Here is a 23,093-nt window from a genome sequence, read left to right on the forward strand (position 1 = left end):
GAACAACTGATTGATATACTCCCATCGATCGATGGCTGGTCGTGGAGCGGCGCCGGAACCGTTGCGGCGGTCGGCCCACCGGGAGGGCGCATGCACCGGATTCTGGCTGGTCTGCTAATGGGAGGGGTGGCCGCCACCGCGCTGTTCCCGGTGCCTGGAGGGGCACGGGCGGCGTCGGACGACCCGCACACCACCGGGCCGCTCACCATCCAGAGTGTGCCGAACGGACGCATGGTCGACGTCGACGGCGGCGTGCTGCAGGACGGGCGGAAGATCCAGGAGTGGACGTACAACGGGACCGGAGCCCAGCAGTGGCGCCTGCGGCCGAGCGGTGCCGGCTACCGGATCGAGGCCGCCAGCGATCCGGCGTACTGCCTCGGCCGGGAACACGCCGGCGACCTCGCCCGGGTCCTCCTGCGCCGCTGCGCCGACGGGCTGACCGACTGGCGGTTCCAGACGCTGGGCGGGGAGCGGTACCGGATCACCGACCCGGCCGGTGGCCGCCACCTGCGCGTGCGCGACGCGGTGCCGACGAACGGACGGGACCTGGTGATGAGCGCCGACGGCGGGACGGGCGCCGAGTGGTACCTCACCGACCTGACCCTGCCGCGCCGCGCCCTGCCCGCCGACCCGCGCCTGGACCAGGTCACGTTCCTGGTCGCGCACAACGCGATGGCCAACACCGACGAGGGCTTCTGGGGGCGGTTTCCGAACCAGTCGTACCGGCTGCGCGACCAGCTCGGCCACGGCGTCCGCGGCCTGCAACTGGACGTGCACCCGTACCGGGGCGACGTGCGGATGTGCCACGGCAGCTGCTGGGGCAACGAGCGGACGCTGAGTGACGGGCTGCGTGACGTGGTGGTCTTCCTCGCCGCCGACCGGGACGCGGTGGTCACTCTCTTCCTCGAGGACTACACCGGCGTGGACGAGCTACGTGCCGCCGTCGGACGGGTCGCCGGGCTGGACGCGCTGCTCTTCCGCCCCGACCGGTCCGGCGTCCGCGACCACGGGTGGCCCCGCCTGTCCGAGCTGCGGGCGAGCAACCAGCGGCTGCTCATCTTCTCTCAGCGGCCGGGGCGGGAAGCGTTCGGCGTGATGTACGACCGGGACTGGACCGCCGAGAACTACTGGTCCGTCGGCACCGGCGGGGGCGCGCTGGACTGCCACAGCCGCTGGGCCGGGGTGCCGCTGGCGAAGGAGGAGCCGGGTTTCCGCCGGCTGCACGTGATGAACCACTACCGCGACATCCCCACCGAGTGGGCGGCGGCCGCCGACAACGGGGCGAAGCTGCGGGACCGCGTGCAGCGGATCTGCGGCCCGTCGGCCCGGCGCAAGCCCAACTACGTCGCGGTGGACTTCTACCAGAAGCCCGAGGGCGGGGCGACCTGGAACCTGATCCGGGAGCTCAACACGTACTGGTGAGCGCTGGGCCGCCGGACGGTGGCGACGGGGCCGAACGGCACCGGCAAGTCGAGCCTGTACCGGGCGCTCCGGCTGCTGGCGGATTCCGCGCCGTCGGGCACCGCGCTGCGCATCCGGGACGGCCGCTGCTGACCGTCCGTGCACGACGCGGTCGCGCCGGCACGCCGCCCGCAGATCGGCACCCGGACGCCGGTTCTCGCCCACGCCGGCGCTGACCTTTCTCCATCCGGACGTGCTGCGGCCCCTCGCCGGTCTGATCCTGACCAGGGCGGCCCTGGCCCAGGTCGTGGTCGTCGCCCATCCCGGGGCGCGGTGGCGGCAGATTGCCAGTGCTGACCTCTTGACCTCCCACACACTCGGGCGTAAACAAAGAGGAAGCCACATCGAAACGGCGGTGAAACCAAGCGATGTACGCCGAGGAACGGCAACAGGAGATCCTCCGCAGGGCCCGGGCCCAGGGGCGCGTCGATGTGATGGTCCTGGCCGAGGAACTGGCGGTGACCAGCGAGACCATCCGGCGGGACCTGACCGCGTTGGAGCGCGCGGGGGTGCTGCGCCGCGTGCACGGGGGTGCGATCCCGGTCGAGCGGCTGGGTTTCGAGCCGGCACTCGCCGCTCGGGACGCGGTGCTGACCGCGGAGAAGGAACGCATCGCCAAGGCGGCCCTCGCCGAAGTCCCGGACGAGGGAGCCGTCATCATCGACGCGGGCACGACCACCGGGCGGCTGGCCCAGGCGCTGAACACGGAGCGCGAGCTGACGGTGATCGTCAACGCCCCGCCGCTGGCGACTTTGCTGGCCGCCCGGCCCAATCTCAACGTGATCATGCTCGGCGGTCGGGTTCGGGGCCGGACGATGGCGACGGTGGACGACTGGGCCCTGCAGGCGCTGTCCCAGATGTACGTCGACGTGGCGTTCATGGCGACCAACGGCTGCTCGGTCGAGCGTGGACTCACCACGCCGGATCCCGCCGAGGCGGCCGTCAAGCGGGCGATGATCGCCGCGGCCCGGCGTACCGTGCTGCTGGCCGACCACACGAAGTTCGGCAACGACTACCTCGCACGGTTCGGCCGGCTCGCCGATGTCGACGTGGTCATCACCGACACCGGGTTGAGCACCGCCGCCGCCGGTGCGCTGCGGCACGCCGGCCCGGAGGTGATCCGGGCATGATCCTCACCGTCACCCTCAACCCGAGCCTGGACCGGGCCGTCGCCGTCGAATCGCTCGTGCGCGGAGCGGTGCTGCGGGCGGCACCCGCGCACCTCGACCCCGGCGGCAAGGGAGTCAACGTCGCGCGGGCGCTGCTCGCCAACGACGTGCCGTCGCGGGCCGTCATCCCGTGCGGCGGCCCGGAGGGGGAGCAACTGGTCCGGCTGCTGGCAGCGGAGGGCGTACCCATGGTCGCCGTGCCGATCGCCGGACGGACCAGGTCCAACATCACCCTCGCCGAGCCGGACGGCACGATCACGAAGATCAACGAACCGGGTCCGGCGCTCTCCGGCGCCGAGCTGGAGGCGGTGACCGAGCTGGTGCTGTCCGCCGCCGGCTCGGCCGACTGGGTTGTGGTGTGCGGCAGCAACCCGCCGTCCCTGGCGGTCGACGAGTTCGGCAAGCTGTGCCGCCGGCTGCTCGACGCGGGAGTCCGGCTGGCGGTCGACACCAGCGGCCCGGCGCTGGTCGCCGCGGCGGCCGCGGGAGCATGGCTGCTCAAGCCCAACCGGGAGGAGCTCGCCCAGGCCACCGGGCGGGCGGTCGACTCGATCCAGGACGTCGTCGCCGCCGCCCAGCACCTACGCGCGTTGGGCGCCCGGGCCGTGGTGGCCAGCCTGGGCGCGGACGGCGCGGTCCTGGTCGACGGCGACGGCGTCGTCACCGGAACCGCACCCGTCGCCGAGCGGCGCAGCAACGTCGGCGCCGGAGACGCCCTGCTCGCCGGCTTCCTGGCCGGTGGCGCCACCGGCGGGGAGGCGCTCGCCGAGGGACTCGCCTGGGGCGCGGCGGCGGTCAGCCTGCCGGGCAGCCGGATGCCCGGACCCGGCGACCTGCGCCGCGACCACGTCCACATCCACCATCGGCCGGACCTGGTCCGGCACCTGCTCACAAGGGACTGACTGACCCGACCCACCCCCACCACCCGCACCGGCCCGGCGGCCGGCAGTCGAACAGGAGGCCACCCATGGCCACGGATTACACCCCCGCCGTCACGGGGACCGGCATCAAGGCCCGGATCCAGCGGGTCGGCGGTCACCTGGCCGGGATGGTCATGCCCAACATCGGTGCGTTCATCGCCTGGGGCCTGATCACCGCGCTGTTCATCCCCACCGGCTGGATCCCCAACGAAACCCTCGCCGAGCTCGTCGGGCCGATGATCACGGTCCTGCTTCCGGTGCTGATCGGCTACACCGGGGGCCGGCTGGTGCACGGCCAGCGCGGAGCGGTCGTCGGCGCCGTCGCCACGATGGGCATCGTGGTCGGCAGTGAGGTGCCGATGTTCCTCGGCGCCATGCTGATCGGCCCGCTGACCGCATACCTGCTGAAGCTCTTCGACGAGGCCGTCGAGGACCGCGTCCGGGCCGGCTTCGAGATGCTGGTCAACAACTTCTCCGCCGGCATCATCGGCGGTGGCATGGCGCTGGTCGGCGTCTGGGTCATCGGTCCGGTCGTCCGGTGGTTCACCGACCTCGCCGGTGACGGTGTCGACTGGCTGGTCTCGAACAACCTGCTCCCCGTCGCCTCGGTCCTGGTCGAGCCGGCGAAGGTGCTCTTCCTCAACAACGCGATCAACCACGGCGTGCTCGGCCCGTTGGGCGTCGCGCAGGCGGCGGAGACCGGCAAGTCGATCCTCTTCATGATCGAGTCCAACCCCGGTCCCGGGCTCGGGCTGCTGCTGGCCTTCCTGTTCTTCGGGCCCCGCACGCTGCGCCCCACCGTGCCGGCCGCGATCATCATCCAGTTCCTCGGTGGTATCCACGAGATCTACTTCCCGTACGTGCTGATGAAGCCGCGGCTCATCCTCGCCATGATCGCCGGAGGGGCGGCCGGCGTCGGCACCTTCATGATCACCGGCGCCGGTCTGGTCGCCACCCCGTCGCCGGGCAGCATCTTCGCCTACGCGGCCGTCACGCCGCGGGGTGGCTGGTTCGGCGTCTTCCTCGGTGTCCTCATCGCCGCGGCGGTCTCGTTCGTCGTGGCGTCCGCGCTGCTCGGCTTCGGCCGGCTCAAGGACGACCAGCCGGACGACCAGGCGGGCGGCGACGACGCGGAACCCACGCCGGCGACCGCCCACGGGGCGCCCCTGCCGCGGCAGACCGCCGGAACCAGTACCCCCACCGCAGCTTCGGAGGCCTGAGCGACATGACCACCATCCAGGGAAGCGACATCCGCAAGATCGTCGTCGCCTGCGACGCCGGCATGGGCAGCAGCGTGATGCTCGCCAGCCAGCTCCGGAAGCAGCTCGGCAAGCACTCGGTGGCGGTGGAGCACACCCCGGTCGAGCACATCCCCGCCGACGCCGACGTGGTCGTCGTCCACACCGGACTCGCCGCCCGCGCCCGGGCTGTCGCCCCCGAGAAGGTCGTCGTGCCGTTCCAGGTGTTCGTCGGCGACCCGGCGGTGGCAAAGGTCGTCGCCGCGGTGAAGAACGGCGGTGCGGTCGATGGCTGAGGTGACGACCGGACGGCTCGCCGCGCTGCTCGACCGACGGGCGATCCGGCTCCGCGAGACCGCCGCCGACCGGGAGGACGCGATCCGGCGCAGCGGCGCGGTGCTGGTCGAGACCGGTGCCGTCGATCCCGCGTACGTCGAGACGATGCTGGCGCGGGAACGCGCGGTGTCGACGTACGTGGGCGAGGGAGTGGCCATCCCGCACGGCACCCTCGCCGGCAAGGACGCCGTCCGCCGGGACGCGCTCGCGGTGCTCCGCTTCCCGGCCGGCGTGGACTGGGGTGGCGAGCAGGTCGTGCTCTGCGTGGCGATCGCCGCCCGCGGCGACGGTCACGTGGCCCTGCTCGCCCAGCTGGCCGAGATCCTGCTGAACCCCGAGCGAGCCCGCGCGCTGCGGGCGGCGACCGACGCCGACGAGGTTCTCCGGCTGCTCAAGCCCGTCGATGAGGAGACTGACTGATGAAGGTTGTCCGCTTCCACGCTCCCGGTGACGTGCGGGTCGAGGACGCGGCCGAACCGACGCCGGGACCGGGCGAGGTCAGGATCCGGGTACGGAACTGCTCCACCTGCGGCACCGACGTGAAGATCTGGCGGTTCGGTCACCACCACATCGACCCGCCCCGGGTGATGGGCCACGAGATCGCCGGCGAGATCGTCGACATCGGAGCCGACGTGACCGACTGGCGGCCCGGCGACCGGGTCCAGGTCATCGCGGCGATCCCGTGCGGGCGGTGCGACCAGTGCCGCCGCGGCCGGATGACGGTCTGCCCCAACCAGGAGTCGATCGGCTACCACTACGAGGGCGGCTTCGCCCAGTACATGGTCGTGCCGGCCAAGGTGCTCGCCGTCGACGGCCTCAACCGCATCCCGGACGGGGTCAGCTTCGCCGAGGCGTCGGTGGCGGAGCCGTTGGCGTGCGTCCTCAACGGCCAGGAACTCGCCCGGGTCGGGGCGGGCGACGACGTCGTGGTCATCGGCTCCGGCCCGATCGGCTGCCTGCACGTACGGCTCGCCCGGGCGCGCGGCGCCGCCCGGGTCACCCTGGTCGACCTCAACCGGGACCGGCTGGACCTGGCGGCGGCGCTCGTCGCGCCGGACGCCACGGTCTGCGCGGCGGAGAACGACCCGGTCGACGCGGTCCTCAAGGCGACCGACGGCGCCGGAGCCGACGTCGTCATCACCGCGGCCGCCTCCGGCGCCGCACAGGAGCAGGCGCTGCAGATGGTCGGCCGCCAGGGCCGGATCAGCTTCTTCGGCGGCCTGCCCAAGGACCGGCCGGTCATCGCCGTCGACGCCAACCTGGTGCACTACCGCGAGCTCACCATCGTCGGCGCCAACGGCTCCAGCCCCGCGCACAACAAGGCCGCACTGCAGCTCATCGCCAGTGGTGCGGTGCCGGTCGCGGACCTGATCACCGACCGGCTGCCGCTGGAGCGGGCCCTCGACGCGTTCGACATCGTCTCCCGGGGCGCCGGCATCAAAGTCACCGTCGAGCCCTGACCGGCTCGGATCCGTGGATCCACCACCTGAGGAGTCGTCATGCCCGAACGTATCGTCGCCGTCGGGTCGACCAGCGGGCTGCACGCCCGCCCCGCCGCCCTCTTCGTCGAGGCCGCCACCGCCCAGCCCGTCGCGGTCAGCGTCCGGCTGCCGGGCGGCCGGCCGGTCCCCGCCCGCAGCATGCTCTCCGTCCTGTCCCTCGGGGCCACCCACGGCACCGAGGTGATCCTGTCGGCCGAGGGCGACGGGGCCGAGGCCGCACTGGAGGCCCTCGCCGACCTGCTGCGGCGCAACCTGGACGAGGAGCCGGCCGATGCCTGAGCGGCTGACCGGCATCGGGGTCAGTCCCGGCCTGGCCGCCGGTCCGCTGCTGCGGGTGGCTCCCGCGCCCCGGCTGCCGGAACCGGCCGCCGTCGCCGACGTCGAGGCGGAACTGACCCGCGCCGCCGCGGCCCTCTCCGCAGTCGGCACCGAACTGCGCCGGCGCGCGGACTCGGCGGGGCGGCCGGAGGCGGCCGCGATCCTCCGGGCCCAGGCGATGATCGCCGAGGACCCGCTCCTCCACGACACGATCGCCGAGGCCGTCCGGGCCGGTCGGGACGCCCCGCACGCGATCGCCGACGCCTTCGCCGAACATCGTCGGGCGTTCCAGGCCGCCGGCGGTCACCTCGCCGAACGGGTCACCGACCTCGACGACATCCGGGACCGCGCCGTCGCCGCGAGCCTCGGGCGGCCGATGCCGGGCGTCCCGACCCCGGGATACCCGTACGTGCTGGCCGCGCGCGACCTCGCCCCGGCCGACACCGCCGACCTGGATCCCGAGCTGGTGCTCGCCCTGGTGACCGAGCTGGGCGGCCCGACCAGCCACACCGCGATCCTGGCCCGGTCCCTCGGTCTGCCCGCCGTGGTGTCCTGCGCCGGGACGCTGGCCGTTCCCGACGGAACGGTGGTCCGGGTGGACGGCGCTTCCGGCGAGGTGCTCACCGACGCCGACGAGGCCGTCGTCGCCGCCACCCGGGCGGCGGTGGCGGCCCGGAGCCGGCGGGCCGGCCGGAGCCGGGGACCGGGCCGCACCGCGGACGGGCACGAGGTGAGGCTCCTGCTCAACATCGGCTCCGCGGCCGAGCTGCGCGGGGAGGAGGCGGCCGGGGCGGAGGGGATCGGGCTCTTCCGCACCGAGCTGCTGTTCCTGGGCCGGAACACGGCGCCCGGCATCGAGGAGCAGAGCCGGGCGTACGCGGAGGTCTTCGCGGCGGTGGACGGCCGCCCGGTGGTGATCCGGACGCTGGACGCGGGCGCCGACAAGCCGCTGCCCTTCCTCGACCAGGCCGGCGAGCCCAACCCGGCCCTCGGCGTGCGGGGCCTGCGGATCGCCCGACGCCGGCCCGAGGTGCTCCGGACCCAGCTGCACGCGATCGAGCTGGCGGCCCAGCGGACCGGCGCCGAGGTCCGGGCGATGGCGCCGATGGTGGCGACCGCCGCGGAGGCCGGCGAGTTCGCCGAGATAGCGCGCGGCGCCGGCCTGGACACCGTGGGCGTGATGGTGGAGGTGCCGGCGGCGGCGCTGCGCGCCCGGCGGCTGCTCGACGAGATCGACTTCCTCAGCGTGGGCACCAACGACCTGAGCCAGTACGCCTTCGCCGCCGACCGGCAGTGCGGCGACCTCGCCGGCCTGCTCGATCCGTGGCAGCCGGCACTGCTGGAGCTGATCGCCGGCTGCGCGACCGCCGGCCGGACGGCCGGCAAGCCGGTCGGTGTCTGTGGGGAGGCGGCCGCCGATCCGCTGCTCGCGGTGGTGCTCACCGGTCTCGGCGTGAGCAGCTTGTCGATGTCCCCGCGGGCGCTGGCACCGGTGCGGGCGGCGCTGGCCGCGCACTCCCTCGCCGACTGCGAACGGCTGGCCGCGCTCGCGCTCGCCGCCGACGACGCGGAGCAGGCACGGGCCGCCGTCCGGCGCGCGGCCCGGCCGGCGCCGGACTGACCGGGCGGGTCACCCGCATTCGTGCTGGCAGGGGCGGAAGCACCAGGACCAGCTCGGGCCGTCGGGTTCTGTCGGTGGGTGTGGCCATAATCACGGGACGCGTATCGCCGAGGGGACGGAGACGGTCGATGGCCACACTGCTCGCGATCGGGACGGCCAAGGGCCTCTTCCTGGCCACCAGCACCGACGGCCGGCGCACCTGGGAGGTCACCGGGCCGCATCACCCGATGACCGGGGTGTACGCGGTCGCGATCGACACCCGCCGCGCCACACCGCGGCTGCTTGCCGGCACGACCAGCTCACACTTCGGTCCGACGGTCGCGACCAGCGACGATCTCGGCGCCACCTGGCGCGAGCCGGAGCACGCGCCGGTGGCCTTCCCGGCCGACACCGGGGTCAGCCTGGGCCGGGTCTGGCAGCTCACCCCGGCCGGCGCCGACCAGCCCGACGTGGTGTGGGCGGGCACCGAGCCGTCGGCGCTGTTCCGGTCCGACGACGGCGGGGTGACCTTCGAGCTGGTGCGGGGCCTGTGGGACCACCCGCACCGGAAGCAGTGGGGCGCCGGCTTCGGCGGCCAGGCGGTGCACACCGTGCTGCCGCATCCGGCTGACACCGACCGGGTCACCGTCGCCATGTCCACCGGCGGCGTCTACCACTCGACCGACGCCGGCACGAGCTGGTCGCCCGGCAACACGGGCATCCGGGCCTACTTCCTGCCCGACGAGTGGCCCGAGTTCGGTCAGTGCGTGCACAAGGTCACCCGCGACGCGGGCGATCCCGCCCGCCTCTACGCGCAGAACCACCACGGCGTCTACCGCTCGGACGACGACGGGCGCAGCTGGTCGTCGATCGCCGAGGGCCTGCCCAGTGACTTCGGCTTCCCGATCGTCACCCTGCCGGGCCGGCCCGGCAGCGTCTACACCTTCCCACTCGCCGCCGACAGCGAGCGCTTCCCGGCCGGCCGCCGGTGTCGCGTCTGGCGGTCCGGCGACGCGGGCGCCACCTGGGAGCCGCTGAGCGCCGGCCTGCCGGAGGGCCCGTTCTTCCCGGCCGTGCTGCGGGACGCCATGTGCGCCGACGACGCCGAGTCCGGTGGCGTCTACTTCGGCACCCGCTCCGGCGAGGTCTACGCGAGCCGCGACGCCGGCGACTCGTGGTCCCTGGTGGCCGCGCACCTGCCCGACGTGCTCTGCGTCCGCGCGGCGGAGGTGTGACGTGGTGACGGTGCTGCTGCCCGGGCCGCTGCGCGGCGAGGCCGGCGGAGCGAGCCGGCTGACGGTCGCGACCTCGGGCACCCTGCGGGCCGTCCTGGACGAGGTGGCCGACGGCTGGCCCCGGCTGGGCCGGCGGATCCGTGACGAGCGCGGCGAGCTGCGCCGCTACGTCAACGTCTACGTCGACGGGGAGGACTGCCGGCACCTCGGCGGCCTGGACACGCCGGTGCGTGACGCCGCCGAGGTGCAGGTTCTCCCGTCGGTGGCGGGCGGCTGACGGCAGCGCCCCGACCGGTCGACGGCGTGATCCGGGCCACCCGGCCGGCCGATGCGACCGGAATAGTTGACTCGTCAAATATGTTGTGGGGGTCGTCCGGGGCCACCGCGGTCCCGGCGGTCACTCAGGGAGCGGGTCATGCACTTCGGAGTCTTCACGGTCGGTGACGTCACGGTCGATCCGACCACCGGTCGGGAGCCGACGGAGCGCGAGCGGATCAAGGCCATGGTCACGATCGCGCTGAAGGCCGAGGAGGTCGGCCTGGACGTCTTCGCCACCGGCGAGCACCACAACCCGCCGTTCGTGCCGTCGTCGCCGACCACCATGCTGGGCTTCATCGCCGCCCGGACGTCTCGGCTGCTGCTGTCCACCGCCACCACGCTGATCACCACCAACGACCCGGTGAAGATCGCCGAGGACTACGCGATGCTCCAGCACCTGGCCGACGGCCGGGTGGACCTGATGCTCGGGCGCGGCAACACCGGCCCGGTGTACCCGTGGTTCGGGCAGGACATCCGCAACGGCATCCCGCTGACCATCGAGAACTACGACCTGCTGCGCCGGCTGTGGCGCGAGGACGTGGTCGACTGGTCCGGAAAGCTCCGCACGCCGCTGCAGTCGTTCACCTCGACGCCCCGGCCGCTGGACGGCGTACCGCCGTTCGTCTGGCACGGCTCGATCCGCAGCCCGCAGATCGCCGAGCAGGCCGCGTACTACGGTGACGGGTTCTTCGCCAACCACATCTTCTGGCCGAAGGAGCACACCCAGCGGATGGTCGGCCTGTACCGGCAGCGCTTCGAGCACTACGGTCACGGCTCCGCCGACCAGGCCATCGTCGGGCTGGGCGGGCAGGTGTTCATGCGGCGCAACTCGCAGGACGCGGTCCGTGAGTTCCGCCCGTACTTCGACAACGCCCCGGTCTACGGGCACGGGCCGTCCCTGGAGGAGTTCACCGAGCAGACCCCGTTGACCGTCGGCAGCCCTCAGCAGGTCATCGACCGGACGCTGACCTTCCGGGAGTACGTCGGTGACTACCAGCGGCAGCTGTTCCTCATCGACCACGCCGGGTTGCCGCTGAAGACCGTCCTGGAGCAGCTCGACATCCTCGGCGAGGAGGTCGTCCCGGTGCTCCGCAAGGAGTTCGAGTCGCTGCGGCCGGCGCACGTGCCCGGGGCACCCGTCCACGCCTCGCTGGTGGCCGCCGCCGGCGGCGGCGCCGACAGCACCGTCCACGCCGTCGACGACGTGACGGGGCGTGCCCCCGAGGGGACGCGATGACACAGCGCACCCTCGCCGTCGTCTCGGCCGGCCTTCGCCAGCCGTCGTCGACCCGGCTGCTCGCCGACCAGCTCGCCGCCGCCACCCGCGACGAGCTGGTCCGGCGGGGCGACACCGTCGACGTACGCCCCGTCGAGCTGCGCGAGCACGCCCACGACATCGTCAACCACCTGCTCACCGGCTTCCCGTCGCCGGCGCTGCGGGAGGTGCTGGACACGGTGACCGGCGCCGACGGGCTGATCACCGTGACGCCGATCTTCAACGCGTCGTACAACGGGCTGTTCAAGTCGTTCTTCGACCTGGTCGACTCCGACGCCCTCGCCGACCGTCCGGTCCTGGCCGGCGCCACCGGCGGCACGGCGCGGCACTCGCTCGCCCTGGAGCACGCGCTGCGGCCGATGTTCGCGTACCTGCACGCGGTCGTCGTGCCCACGGCCGTCTTCGCGGCTCCCGAGGACTGGTCCGGTGGGACCGCCGACGGCGCCCTGCGGCGCCGCATCGAGCGGGCCGCCGCCGAACTGGCCGACCAGATGCACCGGCGGGTGCCGTCCACCGGCCCCGCCGACCCGTTCGCGCTCACCGGGGACTTCGAGGACCTCCTCGGCGGCCTGCGGCGCGGCGCCTGAGCCCCGTCCCGGCCCGGCTGTCCCGTCGGGCCGGGACGGCTCAGCGGGCCTGGCCGTAGGGGTGCGCCACCAGCACCGGGCAGTGTGCGTGCTGCACCAGGGACTGGCTGACCGAACCGAGCAGCATCCCTGCGAAGCCACCCCGTCCGCGGGTCCCCACGACCACCAGCGCGGCGCCGCTGCTCGCCTCGATCAGCGCCGGTTCGGGCTTGTCGGCCAGCAGCAGCCGAACGGTGACGGTCAGGCCCGGATGGCTGCCACGAGCGGCCGCCGCCGCCGTCTCGACCAGGTCCCCGGTCTGCGCCGGGCCTTCCTCGTCGGGGCGGTCCACGTGCGTGACCACCAGCTCGGCCCCCCGCCGGGCGGCCTCCTCGGCCGCGTACCCGACGGCCAGTTCGGCTGCCTCCGACCCGTCCACGCCGACCAGCACCGGACCGTCGACCGGGATCGGCTCCTCGGCGGGACGGACCACCAGCACCGGGCAGTGGGCGTGGGCGGCGACCTGCGTACCGACCGAGCCGAGCAGCAGTCCGGCGAAACCGCCGTGGCCCCGGCTGCCCACCACGACCAGCTCCGCCCGGCGCGACTCCTCCACCAGTGTCGCGCCCGGCCCACCCGCGACCTGGCGGACCGCCACCTCCAGGCCGGGCCACCGGCCCGCGAGGTCGGCCGCCGTCTGCTCCAGCATCTTCCCGGCCTCCTCGTTGGGAGCGGGAACGCCCAGCTCGTACGGGTTGAGCGGGATGCCGTAGCCGAGCGGATGCAAATAGCCGTGCACCAGGTGCAGCGGACACGACCGCAGCAGGGCGGCGCGGGCGGCGTGCTCCGCCGCCACGAGGCTCGGCGGCGATCCGTCCACTCCCACCACGACGGGTCGGTTCATTGCTTCCCTCCCGGACTCGATCAGGTCATTGTCGGCGCGCTGCCCCCGACCGGTAGGTGTTTCCCGGCGGGTCCTCGTCCCTTTCCCGGCGGGTCCTCGTCCCGAACCCGGTCCCGGAGCGCGCCGCGCCGGAACGACCGCCGCGCCGGCCGCGAGGCGGCCGGCGCGGCGGCACCGTGCGGTCGTCAGGAGCTGCGGGGGTGCCGCACGACGACCAGCGGGCAGTGCGCGTGGTGCAGCACGGCGTGGCTGACCGAGCCGAGCAGCAGGCCGCCGAGGGCGCCGTGCCCGTGCGCGCCGACCACCACCAACTGGGCCCCCTTCGACTCGTCCACGAGGACCCGGCCGGGAGAGCCGCGCACCAGGCGGTGCCGCACCGGAACCTGCGGGTACCGCTCGGCGAACCCGGCGAGCGACTCGGCGAGGAGCCGCTCCTCCTCCGCGCCGAACGCGTCGAGGTCGTAGACGAGGGGCAGGATGTCACCGGGGCCGACCGGGGTCGGGTAGAGCCAGGCGTGCACCGCGACCAGCGGGGCGTCCCGGCGGGCCGCCTCCTCGAACGCGAAGCCGATCGCCTCGGTGGACAGCTCGGAGCCGTCGACGCCCACCACGACCGGGCCGTCGGTGCGCGGCTCACCGCGTACCACCAGCACCGGGCACTGGGCGCGGGCGGACACCTGCACGGTGACCGATCCGAGCAGCAGGCCGGCGAAGCCGCCGAGGCCCCGGTGGCCGAGCACCATCAGTGCGGCCTCCCGCGCCTCGTCCAGCAGCACCGGAGTCGGCGCGCCGTCGACGACCACGCCCGCGACGCGCAGCTCCGGGAAGACCTTGCGGGCCTCGTCGACGGCCTCGGCGACGTACCGCTCCGCCTGGTTGCGCAGTCCGGCGGTGACCGGGGCGCCGGGAACCGGGGTCAGCGGGGCGCCGGTCAGCGGCCAGATGAAGGCGTGCACGACCCGCAGCGGACGCTGCCGGTACTCCGCCTCCCGGGCCGCGACGCGGACCGCGTCCAGCGCGGCGGCGGAGCCGTCCACACCCACCACGACGGGGGCACCGGTGTTGATCGTCATGACGTTCTCCTTCCCTTCACCCTCAGCCTGCCGCGCCCACGGCGCGGCCGTCAGAGGCGGTCGTCCCGAGACCCGGGTCCTTGGTCCCGTCCGGGCGGGTCAGGCGTAGGACCAGCCCGGGCAGGACGCTCACGGCGGCGCAGGCCAGCAGCTCCACGGCGTCCAGCGGTGCGGTCCCGAGCAGCTCCCGCAGCGGCGGCAGCAGCACCCCGGCGACCTGGAGCGACGCCGAGACCGCCACGGCGAGCGGCAGCGCCAGGTTGCCGCGCCTCGCACCGGCCGGGCGGGGTGCGCGGACCGCGAGCGCCACACCGAGCTGTGCCAGGCCGAGGACCACGAACACCACCGACTGCCACGGCCGCTCGGCCCACGCGGCGGCCACCCCGGCACCGAGCACGACGGTCCCGATCAGCGCGCCGGTGAGCAGCACGTCGCGGCCGAGGCCGGCGCCGAGCACCGACTCCGAGGGCGAGCGGGGCGCCCGCCGCAACGTGCCCGGCTCGGCCGGCTCCGCGCCCAGCGCCACCCCGGGTACGCCGTGGGTGAGCAGGTTGACCCAGAGGATCTGCGCCGGCAGCAGCGGTACGGCCAGCCCGAACAGCGGCCCGAGCAGCATCACCGCGATCTCGGCGACGCCGCCGGAGAGGGCGTACCGCAGGAACCGGCGGATGTTGTCGTAGATCCGGCGGCCCTCGCCGATGGCGGCGGCCACCGTGGACAGGTCGTCGTCGACGAGCACCAGATCGGCGGCCTGCCGGGCCACTTCGGTGCCGCCGCCCATCGCCACGCCGATGTCGGCGCGGCGCAGCGCCGGGGCGTCGTTCACGCCGTCCCCGGTCATCGCCACCACGTGCCCGCGGGCCTGCAGCCCGGCGATGATGTCCAGCTTCTGGTCGGGCTGTGTCCGCGCGTACACCCGGGTGCCGGGGTGCGCGTCGGCCAGGCCGCCGTCGTCGCCGCGGGCGAGCGGGTCGCCGTCCCGCCAGAGCCCGAGCTGGCCGCCGATCGCGGCGGCGGTGGCCGGGTGGTCGCCGGTGACGAGGACGAGGCGCACCCCGGCGGCGCCGAAGTCGCCGGCGATGTCGGCCGCCCCGGCGCGCAGCGGGTCGCCGACCGCGACCAGCCCGGCCGGGAGCAGCCCGGTCGGCCGGGCCGGGTCGGCCGGCGGCGCGTCGACGATGGCGGAGGCGACCGCGAGCACCCGCAGCCCCTCGGCGGCGAGCCGGTGTGCGGCGGCGGTCAGGTCGGCGATGTCCGCGTCGGTGGCGTCGACGAGCGGCCGGGCGAGCACGTTCTCCGGCGCGCCCTTGCAGACCACCAGGTGCCGGCCGTCGCACGAGCGGTGCACCGTGGTCATCCGCCGCAGATCCTGGTCGAACGGAGCCTCGGCGCCCCGTGGCCAGGCGGCCCTGGTGCGCTCCGGTTCGAGGCCGCAGCGGGCGGCGAACGCCACCAGCGCGGCTTCGAGCGGGTCACCGACCGCCGCCCACTCCGGCCGCTCGTCGGTGGGCGGGGCCAGGGTGGCGTCGTTGCACAGCAGTCCCGCCCGCGCCAGCCGGCGCAGCTCGTCCGGTACCGGCACCGGCTCGCCCCGCCGGTGCACGGCACCGTGCGGCGCGTACCCCGTCCCGGTGATCCCGTAGCCGGCGCCGTCGGCGGTGACGGCGTGCTGCACGGCCATCCGCCCCTCGGTGAGGGTGCCGGTCTTGTCGGACGCGATGACGGTGACCGAGCCGAGCGTCTCCACCGCGTGCAGCCGGCGGGGGATCGCCCGGGCGCCGGCCATCCGGCGGGCGCCGAGCGCGAGAGCGAGCGTCACCACGGCGGGCAACGACTCCGGCACCGCCGCCACCACCAGGCTCACCGCGGTGACCGCCATGTCGACCACGGGCCGGCCGCCCAGGACCCCGACGATGAAGACCAGCCCGGACAGGACCACGGCGGCCAGACCCAGGACCCGGCCGAGGGCGGCCAGCCGCCGCTGCAGCGGGGTGGCGGCCGGCCGGGTCGCGGCGACCAGGGCGGTGATCCGGCCCAGGGCGCTGGCGGCGCCGGTGCGCACCACCGTCCCGGTGGCGCGGCCGGTGGTGACCACCGTGCCCGCGCTCGCCTCCGCACCCGTCGCCCGGCTGACCGGCACCGACTCGCCGGTGAGCGCCGACTCGTCCACGCCGAGCCGGGCGGCGTCGGTGAGCAGCAGGTCGGCGGGGACCACGTCCCCGGCCTCGACCCGGACCAGGTCCCCGACGACCACCTCGGCGGCGGGCAGGACCAGGTCCCGGCCGTCCCGGACCACCCGGGCGGTCGGCGCCGCGAGCTGGTCGAGGGCGGCGATGGCCCGGTCGGCGCGGACCTCCTGGACCACGCCGATCGCGGTGTTGACCAGCACGACCAGCAGGATCACGGCGGTGTCCGGGTAGTCGCGCAGCACCGTCGTGACCACGGCGGCCGCCAGCAGCAGCGCGACGAGAGGGTCGGTGAGCTGGCGCAACACCCGGGTGACGAGGTGCCGGCGGTGCGGCGCGGCCGCCGCGTTCGGGCCGTCCGCCCGCAGCCGCGCGGCGGCCTCCGCCGAGGTCAGGCCGCCCGCCGGCGCCGGCGCCGTGGCGAGTTCCGTCATCGTGCGTACGCCCCCGGCCACCGCGGCCCTCCGAGTCCTGCCGTGGCGCGCCCCGCCGGCGCACCGTCCCACGTCCAGCGTGGGACGCGTCCGGACGGCCGGGCAGGGGCGATCTCCCGCACGATCCGGGACCAACGGCCCTGCCGCGCCGGTTCCCGACGGGGTGACATGGACGTGGCGGATCCGGACCCGGGTCGGAAGGGCGGCGACCATGACCACACTCGACGTGCTCCGCGCACACCCGTTCGTCGCCGAGCTGCCCGAGGCGTCGCTGTCCCGGCTCGCCGCGTACGCGCGCCCGGTGGTGTGGCACCCCGGCCAGCGGCTGTTCCAGCCGGGACGCCCGGCGGAGCGGTTCTGGCTGGTACGGAGCGGTGAGGTGGTGCTGGACGTCACGGTGCCCGGCCGCGGTGCCGTCGTGATCGAGTCGATCGGTCCGGGCGGCGTGCTGGGCTGGTCCTGGCTCTTCCCGCCGTACCGCTGGCAGTTCGGCGCGGTGGCCGTCCAGCGCAGTACGGCGGTGGAGTTCACCGCCGCGGCCGTCCGCCGGCTCATCGAGACCGACGACGCCCTGGGCAAGGAGCTGACCACGCGCTTCATGGCCATCGTGGTGGACCGCCTCCAGGCGGCCCGGGGGCGGCTGCTCGACGTGTACGGCTACCCGACCGCGCTCCCGCCGACGGGCTGAGCCGACGGGCTGACCGGCGCGGCGGCGCGCCACCCAACCGTCTCCGTCGGCCCCGCGACGGTCCGCTACCCGTCGCGCGAGCGCACCACCACCTCGTCGACCTCCAGCCGGCCGATGCGCAGCTCCCGGATCACCGCCCGCCGGATCGCGAGCCGCCCGACCGCCAGCGCGCCCACCGCGACCGCGCCCAGGGCCAGGGCACCCACCGCGAGGGCCCCGAGAGACGCCGCCCCGGCAGCGCCGGCGCCGCCGGCAGCCGCCCCGAGCGCACGCGTGGGTCGTACGTTCATCGCCATGCCGCCATTGTCGCGGCGGCGCGGCCCGCGGGTGCCGCCTTGCGGGTCTGCAGGACGACCCGGGTACGGCCGGCGGCGTGCAGCCGGAACACCTCGGCGAGGTCGGCGCGGGTGCCGACGATCGAGCCGAGCACCCGGATGCCCTTCAGGACGGTTTCGAACACCGGCAGGGTGATCGCGTTGTCCTTCGGCAGCGACACCAGCACGAGCCGGCCGCCTCGGCGCAGGCAGCGGTGCGCCTGCTCGATCACGGTCGGGCTGGCGGCCAGTACGACGGCCACGTCCACGCCGCCGAGGGCGGTGATCGCCTCGACCGGGTCGACCGCGGCCGCGTTCACCGTGTGCGTCGCGCCGAGGTCGGTGGCCAGGGCCAGCTTCCCGTCGGTCACGTCCACGGCGACCGTCTCTCCGCCGTGCAGCTGCGCGCGGTGTCCGAGCCCGCCGATGCCGAAGATCGCCACCCGGTCGCCGGCGGGCCCGGCCCGCCGCCGCTCGACCGGGATGTCGGCCCCCCGCCCTATCCTCGGCGTCTGTGACCGCCCAACTGCGACTGCGCCCGGTGCTCGACGACGATCTGCCGCTGTTCTTCACCCACCAGTTGGACGCCGAGGCCAACTGGATGGCGGCGTTCGGCCCGGCGGACCCGGCCGACCGCGCCGCGTTCGACGCCCACTGGTGCCGGGTCCGCGCGGACCCGGCCGTGGTGTCGCGCACGGTGGTCGTCGACGGCGAGGTGGTCGGCCACGTGAACGCCTTCCCGGCCGACGGGCGCACCGAGGTCAGCTACTGGATCGACCCCCGCCGGTGGGGCCGGGGATACGCCACCGGGGCGCTCGCCGCCCTGTTGGGTGAGGTGTCCCGCCGGCCGGTGCACGCCCGCGCCGCCAAGGACAACCGGGCGTCGCTCGCGGTGCTCCGCAAGTGCGGGTTCGTCGTCACCGGCGAGGACCGCGGCTACGCCCACGGACGCGGCGCCGAGGTCGAGGAGTGGATCCTGGAGCTGTCGGGCCAGGCCCCCGACCCGGCCTGACCAGGGCAGGCACTACCCTCGCGGGGTGAACTGGCTGGAACTGATCGGCTGGACCGGCTCCGCGGTGCTGGTCTGGTCGCTGCTGCAGACGCGCATCCTCCGGCTGCGCGCCCTGAACCTGATCGGCTGCCTCATCCTCATCGGCTACAACGCCGCGATGCAGGTGTGGCCGATGGTCGGGTTGAACGTGGTGCTGGCGGCGATCAACGTCTGGTACCTGCGCACCATGCTCGCCACCCGGCACGACGAGGCGACCTACGAGGTGGTCGAGGTGGGCGTCGATGACCAGTTCCTGGCCCACACCCTCCGCGTGCACGCGGCCGACATCGCCCGGTTCAACCCCGGCTTCACCTGGCGGCCGGAGGGGGAGCGGTCGGCGTTCGTCGTGATGAAGGCCGACGAGGTCGTCGGGGTGGTGCTGTCGCACGCCGAGCCCGGCGGGGTGGCGCAGATCGACCTCGACTACGTCACCCGCAGGTTCCGCGACTTCACCCCGGGCGAGTTCGTGTACCGGCGCAGCCGACTGTTCACCGACCGTGGGTTCCGCCGGGTGGTCAGCCCGCCCGGCATGGTCGCGCCCTACTACCACCGGCTCGGCTTCCGCGCGCAGGGCGACGCGTACGTGCTGGATCTGCCCGCCCCGGCGTGACACCTCCCCGCCGAGGGTTCGGTGGCCCCTCCGCGGGGCACAGATGCGCGTACGCCGGCGCCGCCCCGCCCGGCGGTGCCGGCGACGGACGCCGGCGCGGTCCGCAGGAGGAGTACCCGGCGTGCAGAGCTACGGGAGCCAACTGGCCCTGGTGGGTGTCCTGGTCGTCCTGAACGCGCTCTTCGCGGGCAGCGAGATGGCGCTGGTGTCGCTGCGCGACAGCCAGATCCAACGCCTCGAACGCACCAGCCGGGCCGGGCGTACGCTGGCCCGCCTCGCCCGCGACCCGAACCGCTTCCTCGCCACCATCCAGATCGGCATCACCCTGGCCGGGTTCCTGGCCTCGGCGGCCGCCGCGGTGTCCCTGGCCCGGCCCCTGGTGCCGCTGCTGGCGCCGCTGGGCGGCGCCGCCGAGACGGTGGCGATCGTGCTGGTCACCCTGGCGCTGACGTTCGTCACGCTGGTCTTCGGCGAGTTGGCGCCGAAGCGGATCGCCATGCAGGCCGCCGAGCGGTGGGCGCTGCTGGTGGCCCGTCCGCTGGACGTGCTCGCCGGTCTCACCCGGCCGGCGGTCTGGGCGCTCGGCGCGACCAGCGACCTGGTGGTCCGCCTGGTGGGGCTCGACCCGAAGCACGAGCCGGACGAGATCGGCCCGGACGAGCTACGCGACATCGTCGCCGGCAACCACGGCTTCACCAAGGAACAGCGCATGATCATCGCCGGGGCGGTGGAGATCGCCGACCGGCAGCTCAAGGCGGTGCTCGTACCCCGGTTGCAGGTCTTCACGCTCGACAGCGGCACCACCGCGGAGGCCGCCCGGCTGGTGCTCGCCGCCACCGGCCACTCCCGGGCGCCGGTGGTCCGGCACGGCGGGCTCGACGACGCGGTCGGCGTGATCCACCTGCGCGACCTGGTCGGCATGCCGGACGACCGGCCGGTCGACGACATCGCCCGCCCGCCGATGCTGCTGCCCGACTCGCTGCCGGTGGTCGAGGCGCTGCGCCAGTTCAAGGCGGAGCGGCAGCACATCGCCCTGGTGGTGGACGAGCGCGGCGCGGTCGACGGGATCGTCACCCTCGAGGACATCCTCGAGGAGATCGTCGGCGAGATCTACGACGAGACCGACCGGGACGTCCGCTCGGTACGCACCGACCCGGACGGGTCGATGCTGCTGCCCGGCACGTTCCCCGTGCACGACCTACCGGACGTCGGCGTCGACCTGCCCGGCCGGCCCAGCGGCGACTACACCACGGTCGCCGGGCTGGTCCTCGCCGGCCTCGGCCACATCCCGACCGTGGCCGGGGAGAGCGTCACGGTCGACGGGTGGGAGCTTGAGGTGACCCGCGTCGAGCACCGCGCCATCGACCAGGTGCGGGTACGCCGGGCCGCGCCCGCCCGCGACGACGAGGCCACCCCGGCCCTCGACCCGTCCCGCTCCTGACCGAAAGGAAGGGACCCCTGTTAACGCCTAGTGAACTAAAGGGGTCCCTTCCAAACACCGGACCCGTGCCCGTACCCAAGTCGCCCGCCGGTCTGGCACTACCGGGAGGGGCCGCCGGTCAGGCGGGCGTGAGGTTCTGGAGGCGGACCTGGCCGCGCGCGATCAGCCGGTCGTCGCCGTCGGTGACCTCCACCTGCCACAGCTGCTGGCTGCGACCCCGGTGCACGGGCGTCCCGACGGCGGTCAGTTCCCCGTCGCGGACCGCGCGGAGGAAGTCGGTCTGGTTCGACACGCCGACCACCTGGCCCCGGTCACCCAGCCACAGCGCGCCGCCGACGCTGGCCGCGGTCTCCACGACCGAGCAGTACACGCCGCCGTGCTGGATGCCGAACGGCTGGTGCAGCTCGGGGCGGACCTGCCACCGGATGACCACCCGGTCGGCACTCGCCTCATCGAACTTCAGACCGAGCAGCGCCACGAAACCACCCGTCAGGTCCGGCTCGTCCACGAAGACCCCCTCCTCAATGAGCAGGCGGCCAGCGTAGCGGGCACCGGACCGGCAAACCCGGTACGGGCGGAGGCCGGTCATGGGGGAGAATCGGTGACCGTGACCGACACCAGCCTCCCGCCGTCCGGGCGGGACTCTCTCTTCGACGACCTGCGGTGGCGCGGCCTGATCCAGGACTCCACCGGCCTGGACGAGCTGCGCGCGCTGCTCGACGGCCCGGGAGCGGCCTTCTATGTGGGCTTCGACCCCACCGCGCCGAGCCTGCACGTCGGCCACCTCATGCAGGTCACCACCGCCCGGCGGCTCCAGCTCGCCGGCCACCGGCCGCTGCTGCTGGTGGGCGGTGCGACCGGCCAGATCGGCGACCCGAAGGAGAGCGCGGAGCGCACGCTCAACCCACCGGAGGTCGTGGCCGGCTGGGTCGCCCGGATCCGCGAGCAGCTCGCGCCGTTCGTGTCGTACCAGGGCGCCAACGCGGCGCAGCTGGTCAACAACCTGGACTGGACTGCCGAGATGTCGGTGGTCGAGTTCCTGCGCGACGTCGGCAAGCACTTCCCGGTCAACAAGATGCTGGCCCGCGAGGTGGTCAGGGCCCGGCTGGAGAGCGGGATCAGCTTCACCGAGTTCAGCTACCAGCTGCTGCAGGCCAACGACTTCTTCGAGCTGCACCGCCGGCACGGCTGCCAGCTCCAGTACGGCGGCTCCGACCAGTGGGGCAACATCACCGCCGGCGTCGACTACATCCGCCGCCGGGGTGCCGGCCCGGTCGAGGCCTTCACCACGCCCCTGGTGACCAGGTCGGACGGGACGAAGTTCGGCAAGACCGAGGGTGGCGCCATCTGGCTGGACCCGGAGATGACCAGCCCGTACGCCTTCTACCAGTTCTGGGTCAACGTCGACGACCGGGACGTGAGCCGGTACCTGCGATTCTTCAGCTTCCGTCCACGGGCGGACCTGGAGGCACTGGAGAAGGAGACGGCGGAACGGCCGGCGGCCCGGGCCGCCCAGCGGGCCCTGGCCGAGGAGCTCACCACCCTCGTGCACGGCGAGCGGGAGATGGCCCAGGTCGTCGCGGCCAGCCAGGCTCTCTTCGGGCGGGGCTCGTTGGAGGAGTTGTCCCCGGTCACCCTGCGGGCGGCGCTCACCGAGGCCGGGCTGGTCCACCTCGACGAGCTGCCCGATGTGGCCAGCCTGCTCAGGGAGTCGGGCCTGGTGCCGAGCAACAAGGAGGCGCGGCGGGTCATCGCCGAGGGGGGCGCCTACATCAACAACAACCGGGTGACGTCGGCCGACGCGGTGGTCACCCCGGAGGATCTGCTGCACGGCCGGTACCTGGTGCTGCGCCGCGGCAAGCGCTCGTTCGCGGGCGTCGAGCTGCGGAAATAGGCGTACGTCGAGAGTGTGACCGGGGACGCGTCCGGTGGATTTGACGATCACTCCGCCGGACGCGTACCTTTCTCTCTGCCAGCGCGGAACGGGCGAAAAAGGGCGAAAGTCCTGAACGGCCGGAGCGCGGGAATGACCTCAGGGGCGTGCGGTTGCTATCCGTGCGAACCTGGACCGGGCGGTGCCCCGGATCTGCCGGGAGGCGGATTTGGTGAGGCGGAACCGACCGGGTAAGGTTAACGGCCGGCAGGGAGCCGGGCGCGCTCGCGGGAAACCGCAGCGGCCGGTCTGCCGGAACCATGAAGCGAACGACGAGAGTCGGTTGCGATGTGGTGCCCCGGAAATGGTGTGAAGCACGACAAAGCGCCACAGAGCGGTTTGACACGGCGGAAACCACCGGGTAACGTAGTAAAAGTGCCCGGCGCGAGAGCGGTGGGTGGGAGTGAAGCCCCGGATGGGGCCCACGGTGTGGGTTTCTGATGGTGTGTGGTTGTTCTTTGAGAACTCAACAGGGTGCTTGATAAGCCAGTGCCAAATTGATTTATACCCTGGACTGGTC

Annotated in this window: 24 protein-coding genes; 18 read left to right on the forward strand and 6 right to left on the reverse strand. The window is 74.0% G+C overall.

Features of this window, described 5'->3' with window-relative positions:
- Positions 1-90 precede the first annotated feature (90 nt).
- The 13 genes from AB0873_RS25620 to AB0873_RS25680 all read left to right on the forward strand — a co-directional run bounded on the left by AB0873_RS25620 (position 91) and on the right by AB0873_RS25680 (position 11,960).
- Positions 91-1,422 (forward strand): RICIN domain-containing protein, encoded by a 1,332-nt coding sequence (locus AB0873_RS25620; RefSeq protein WP_366602716.1) that lies wholly within the window; start codon positions 91-93, stop codon positions 1,420-1,422.
- A gap of 407 nt (positions 1,423-1,829) precedes the next feature.
- Entirely contained in the window at positions 1,830-2,591 is a 762-nt protein-coding gene (locus AB0873_RS25625) for a DeoR/GlpR family DNA-binding transcription regulator (protein WP_155332687.1), read from the forward strand.
- Positions 2,588-3,532 carry a 1-phosphofructokinase family hexose kinase gene (locus AB0873_RS25630; protein ID WP_366602717.1) on the forward strand — a complete coding sequence of 315 codons (945 nt, stop codon included), beginning with the start codon at positions 2,588-2,590 and terminating at the stop codon, positions 3,530-3,532. Before AB0873_RS25625 ends, AB0873_RS25630 begins: the two co-directional genes overlap by 4 nt.
- A gap of 65 nt (positions 3,533-3,597) precedes the next feature.
- On the forward strand, positions 3,598-4,770 hold the full coding sequence (locus tag AB0873_RS25635) for a PTS mannitol transporter subunit IICB (protein WP_366602719.1): 1,173 nt from the start codon (positions 3,598-3,600) through the stop codon (positions 4,768-4,770).
- Between the two features lie 5 nt (positions 4,771-4,775).
- Positions 4,776-5,084: a PTS lactose transporter subunit IIB gene (locus AB0873_RS25640; protein ID WP_155332684.1), complete on the forward strand. Its 309-nt coding sequence runs from the start codon at positions 4,776-4,778 to the stop codon at positions 5,082-5,084.
- Positions 5,077-5,544 (forward strand): PTS sugar transporter subunit IIA, encoded by a 468-nt coding sequence (locus tag AB0873_RS25645; RefSeq protein WP_366602721.1) that lies wholly within the window; start codon positions 5,077-5,079, stop codon positions 5,542-5,544. Before AB0873_RS25640 ends, AB0873_RS25645 begins: the two co-directional genes overlap by 8 nt.
- On the forward strand, positions 5,544-6,584 hold the full coding sequence (locus tag AB0873_RS25650; protein WP_366602723.1) for a zinc-dependent dehydrogenase: 1,041 nt from the start codon (positions 5,544-5,546) through the stop codon (positions 6,582-6,584). Before AB0873_RS25645 ends, AB0873_RS25650 begins: the two co-directional genes overlap by 1 nt.
- A 39-nt stretch (positions 6,585-6,623) precedes the next feature.
- A complete protein-coding gene (locus AB0873_RS25655; RefSeq protein WP_366602725.1) occupies positions 6,624-6,905 on the forward strand; it encodes an HPr family phosphocarrier protein in 282 nt (93 codons plus the stop codon).
- Positions 6,898-8,565, forward strand: a complete 1,668-nt coding sequence (gene ptsP, locus AB0873_RS25660; RefSeq protein WP_366602727.1) for a phosphoenolpyruvate--protein phosphotransferase — start codon at positions 6,898-6,900, stop codon at positions 8,563-8,565. The genes AB0873_RS25655 and ptsP overlap by 8 nt, the downstream gene beginning before the upstream one ends.
- 128 nt (positions 8,566-8,693) lie before the next feature.
- Positions 8,694-9,779, forward strand: coding sequence for an exo-alpha-sialidase (locus AB0873_RS25665; protein WP_366602729.1), 1,086 nt, complete (start codon positions 8,694-8,696; stop codon positions 9,777-9,779).
- Between the two features lie 4 nt (positions 9,780-9,783).
- Positions 9,784-10,056 (forward strand): MoaD/ThiS family protein, encoded by a 273-nt coding sequence (locus tag AB0873_RS25670; protein ID WP_230688773.1) that lies wholly within the window; start codon positions 9,784-9,786, stop codon positions 10,054-10,056.
- Positions 10,057-10,194: 138 nt separating this feature from the next.
- Complete coding sequence (locus tag AB0873_RS25675) at positions 10,195-11,334, forward strand: LLM class flavin-dependent oxidoreductase (protein ID WP_366602731.1); 1,140 nt, start codon at positions 10,195-10,197, stop codon at positions 11,332-11,334.
- Entirely contained in the window at positions 11,331-11,960 is a 630-nt protein-coding gene (locus AB0873_RS25680; RefSeq protein ID WP_155332676.1) for an FMN reductase, read from the forward strand. Before AB0873_RS25675 ends, AB0873_RS25680 begins: the two co-directional genes overlap by 4 nt.
- Positions 11,961-12,000: 40 nt before the next feature.
- Here AB0873_RS25680 and AB0873_RS25685 read toward each other — a convergent pair whose 3' ends face one another.
- From AB0873_RS25685 to AB0873_RS25695, 3 genes are all read right to left on the reverse strand, one after another.
- Positions 12,001-12,843: a universal stress protein gene (locus tag AB0873_RS25685; RefSeq protein WP_366602732.1), complete on the reverse strand. Its 843-nt coding sequence runs from the start codon at positions 12,841-12,843 to the stop codon at positions 12,001-12,003.
- A 185-nt stretch (positions 12,844-13,028) separates the two neighbouring features.
- The gene (locus tag AB0873_RS25690) at positions 13,029-13,916 is read right to left on the reverse strand and encodes a universal stress protein (protein ID WP_366602734.1); all 888 of its coding nucleotides are present in this window, start codon (positions 13,914-13,916) and stop codon (positions 13,029-13,031) included.
- A gap of 22 nt (positions 13,917-13,938) precedes the next feature.
- Positions 13,939-16,536, reverse strand: a complete 2,598-nt coding sequence (locus AB0873_RS25695) for a cation-transporting P-type ATPase (RefSeq protein ID WP_366602736.1) — start codon at positions 16,534-16,536, stop codon at positions 13,939-13,941.
- 211 nt (positions 16,537-16,747) lie between these two features.
- Here AB0873_RS25695 and AB0873_RS25700 point away from each other — a divergent pair, with 211 nt between their 5' ends.
- Entirely contained in the window at positions 16,748-17,224 is a 477-nt protein-coding gene (locus AB0873_RS25700) for a cyclic nucleotide-binding domain-containing protein (protein ID WP_366602738.1), read from the forward strand.
- A gap of 65 nt (positions 17,225-17,289) precedes the next feature.
- On the opposite strand, the gene AB0873_RS25705 is transcribed toward AB0873_RS25700, so the two are convergent.
- Positions 17,290-17,520, reverse strand: coding sequence for a hypothetical protein (locus tag AB0873_RS25705; protein ID WP_366602740.1), 231 nt, complete (start codon positions 17,518-17,520; stop codon positions 17,290-17,292).
- Complete coding sequence (locus tag AB0873_RS25710) at positions 17,511-17,981, reverse strand: zinc-binding dehydrogenase (RefSeq protein ID WP_366602743.1); 471 nt, start codon at positions 17,979-17,981, stop codon at positions 17,511-17,513. Before AB0873_RS25710 ends, AB0873_RS25705 begins: the two co-directional genes overlap by 10 nt.
- Positions 17,982-18,052: 71 nt before the next feature.
- On the opposite strand from AB0873_RS25710, the gene AB0873_RS25715 reads away from it, so the two are divergent.
- The 3 genes from AB0873_RS25715 to AB0873_RS25725 all read left to right on the forward strand — a co-directional run bounded on the left by AB0873_RS25715 (position 18,053) and on the right by AB0873_RS25725 (position 20,640).
- The gene (locus tag AB0873_RS25715; RefSeq protein ID WP_366602745.1) at positions 18,053-18,550 is read left to right on the forward strand and encodes a GNAT family N-acetyltransferase; all 498 of its coding nucleotides are present in this window, start codon (positions 18,053-18,055) and stop codon (positions 18,548-18,550) included.
- Between the two features lie 25 nt (positions 18,551-18,575).
- Positions 18,576-19,199, forward strand: coding sequence for a hypothetical protein (locus AB0873_RS25720; RefSeq protein ID WP_366602747.1), 624 nt, complete (start codon positions 18,576-18,578; stop codon positions 19,197-19,199).
- Positions 19,200-19,320: 121 nt separating this feature from the next.
- Positions 19,321-20,640 carry a hemolysin family protein gene (locus AB0873_RS25725; protein ID WP_366602749.1) on the forward strand — a complete coding sequence of 440 codons (1,320 nt, stop codon included), beginning with the start codon at positions 19,321-19,323 and terminating at the stop codon, positions 20,638-20,640.
- Between the two features lie 118 nt (positions 20,641-20,758).
- Here the strand turns inward: AB0873_RS25725 and AB0873_RS25730 are convergent, their stop codons facing one another.
- Positions 20,759-21,166 (reverse strand): PaaI family thioesterase, encoded by a 408-nt coding sequence (locus AB0873_RS25730; RefSeq protein WP_366602758.1) that lies wholly within the window; start codon positions 21,164-21,166, stop codon positions 20,759-20,761.
- A gap of 81 nt (positions 21,167-21,247) precedes the next feature.
- On the opposite strand from AB0873_RS25730, the gene tyrS reads away from it, so the two are divergent.
- Positions 21,248-22,534 (forward strand): tyrosine--tRNA ligase, encoded by a 1,287-nt coding sequence (tyrS, locus tag AB0873_RS25735; RefSeq protein WP_155334287.1) that lies wholly within the window; start codon positions 21,248-21,250, stop codon positions 22,532-22,534.
- The last annotated feature ends 559 nt before the right edge of the window (positions 22,535-23,093 follow it).

Source organism: Micromonospora sp. NPDC047707, assembly GCF_040704235.1.
Lineage (GTDB): Bacteria > Actinomycetota > Actinomycetes > Mycobacteriales > Micromonosporaceae > Micromonospora.

Excerpts from the sequence above, each read along its gene's own strand:
- ptsP (WP_366602727.1), top strand. The coding sequence starts at position 6,898 with ATGCCTGAGCGGCTGACCGGCATCGGGGTCAGTCCCGGCCTGGCCGCC.
- AB0873_RS25645 (WP_366602721.1), top strand. The coding sequence starts at position 5,077 with ATGGCTGAGGTGACGACCGGACGGCTCGCCGCGCTGCTCGACCGACGG.
- AB0873_RS25620 (WP_366602716.1), top strand. The coding sequence starts at position 91 with ATGCACCGGATTCTGGCTGGTCTGCTAATGGGAGGGGTGGCCGCCACC.
- AB0873_RS25625 (WP_155332687.1), top strand. The coding sequence starts at position 1,830 with ATGTACGCCGAGGAACGGCAACAGGAGATCCTCCGCAGGGCCCGGGCC.
- AB0873_RS25655 (WP_366602725.1), top strand. The coding sequence starts at position 6,624 with ATGCCCGAACGTATCGTCGCCGTCGGGTCGACCAGCGGGCTGCACGCC.
- AB0873_RS25635 (WP_366602719.1), top strand. The coding sequence starts at position 3,598 with ATGGCCACGGATTACACCCCCGCCGTCACGGGGACCGGCATCAAGGCC.
- AB0873_RS25705 (WP_366602740.1), bottom strand. The coding sequence starts at position 17,520 with ATGGCGATGAACGTACGACCCACGCGTGCGCTCGGGGCGGCTGCCGGC.
- AB0873_RS25650 (WP_366602723.1), top strand. The coding sequence starts at position 5,544 with ATGAAGGTTGTCCGCTTCCACGCTCCCGGTGACGTGCGGGTCGAGGAC.
- AB0873_RS25685 (WP_366602732.1), bottom strand. The coding sequence starts at position 12,843 with ATGAACCGACCCGTCGTGGTGGGAGTGGACGGATCGCCGCCGAGCCTC.
- AB0873_RS25665 (WP_366602729.1), top strand. The coding sequence starts at position 8,694 with ATGGCCACACTGCTCGCGATCGGGACGGCCAAGGGCCTCTTCCTGGCC.
- AB0873_RS25700 (WP_366602738.1), top strand. The coding sequence starts at position 16,748 with ATGACCACACTCGACGTGCTCCGCGCACACCCGTTCGTCGCCGAGCTG.
- AB0873_RS25690 (WP_366602734.1), bottom strand. The coding sequence starts at position 13,916 with ATGACGATCAACACCGGTGCCCCCGTCGTGGTGGGTGTGGACGGCTCC.
- AB0873_RS25640 (WP_155332684.1), top strand. The coding sequence starts at position 4,776 with ATGACCACCATCCAGGGAAGCGACATCCGCAAGATCGTCGTCGCCTGC.
- AB0873_RS25680 (WP_155332676.1), top strand. The coding sequence starts at position 11,331 with ATGACACAGCGCACCCTCGCCGTCGTCTCGGCCGGCCTTCGCCAGCCG.
- AB0873_RS25675 (WP_366602731.1), top strand. The coding sequence starts at position 10,195 with ATGCACTTCGGAGTCTTCACGGTCGGTGACGTCACGGTCGATCCGACC.
- AB0873_RS25695 (WP_366602736.1), bottom strand. The coding sequence starts at position 16,536 with ATGACGGAACTCGCCACGGCGCCGGCGCCGGCGGGCGGCCTGACCTCG.
- AB0873_RS25630 (WP_366602717.1), top strand. The coding sequence starts at position 2,588 with ATGATCCTCACCGTCACCCTCAACCCGAGCCTGGACCGGGCCGTCGCC.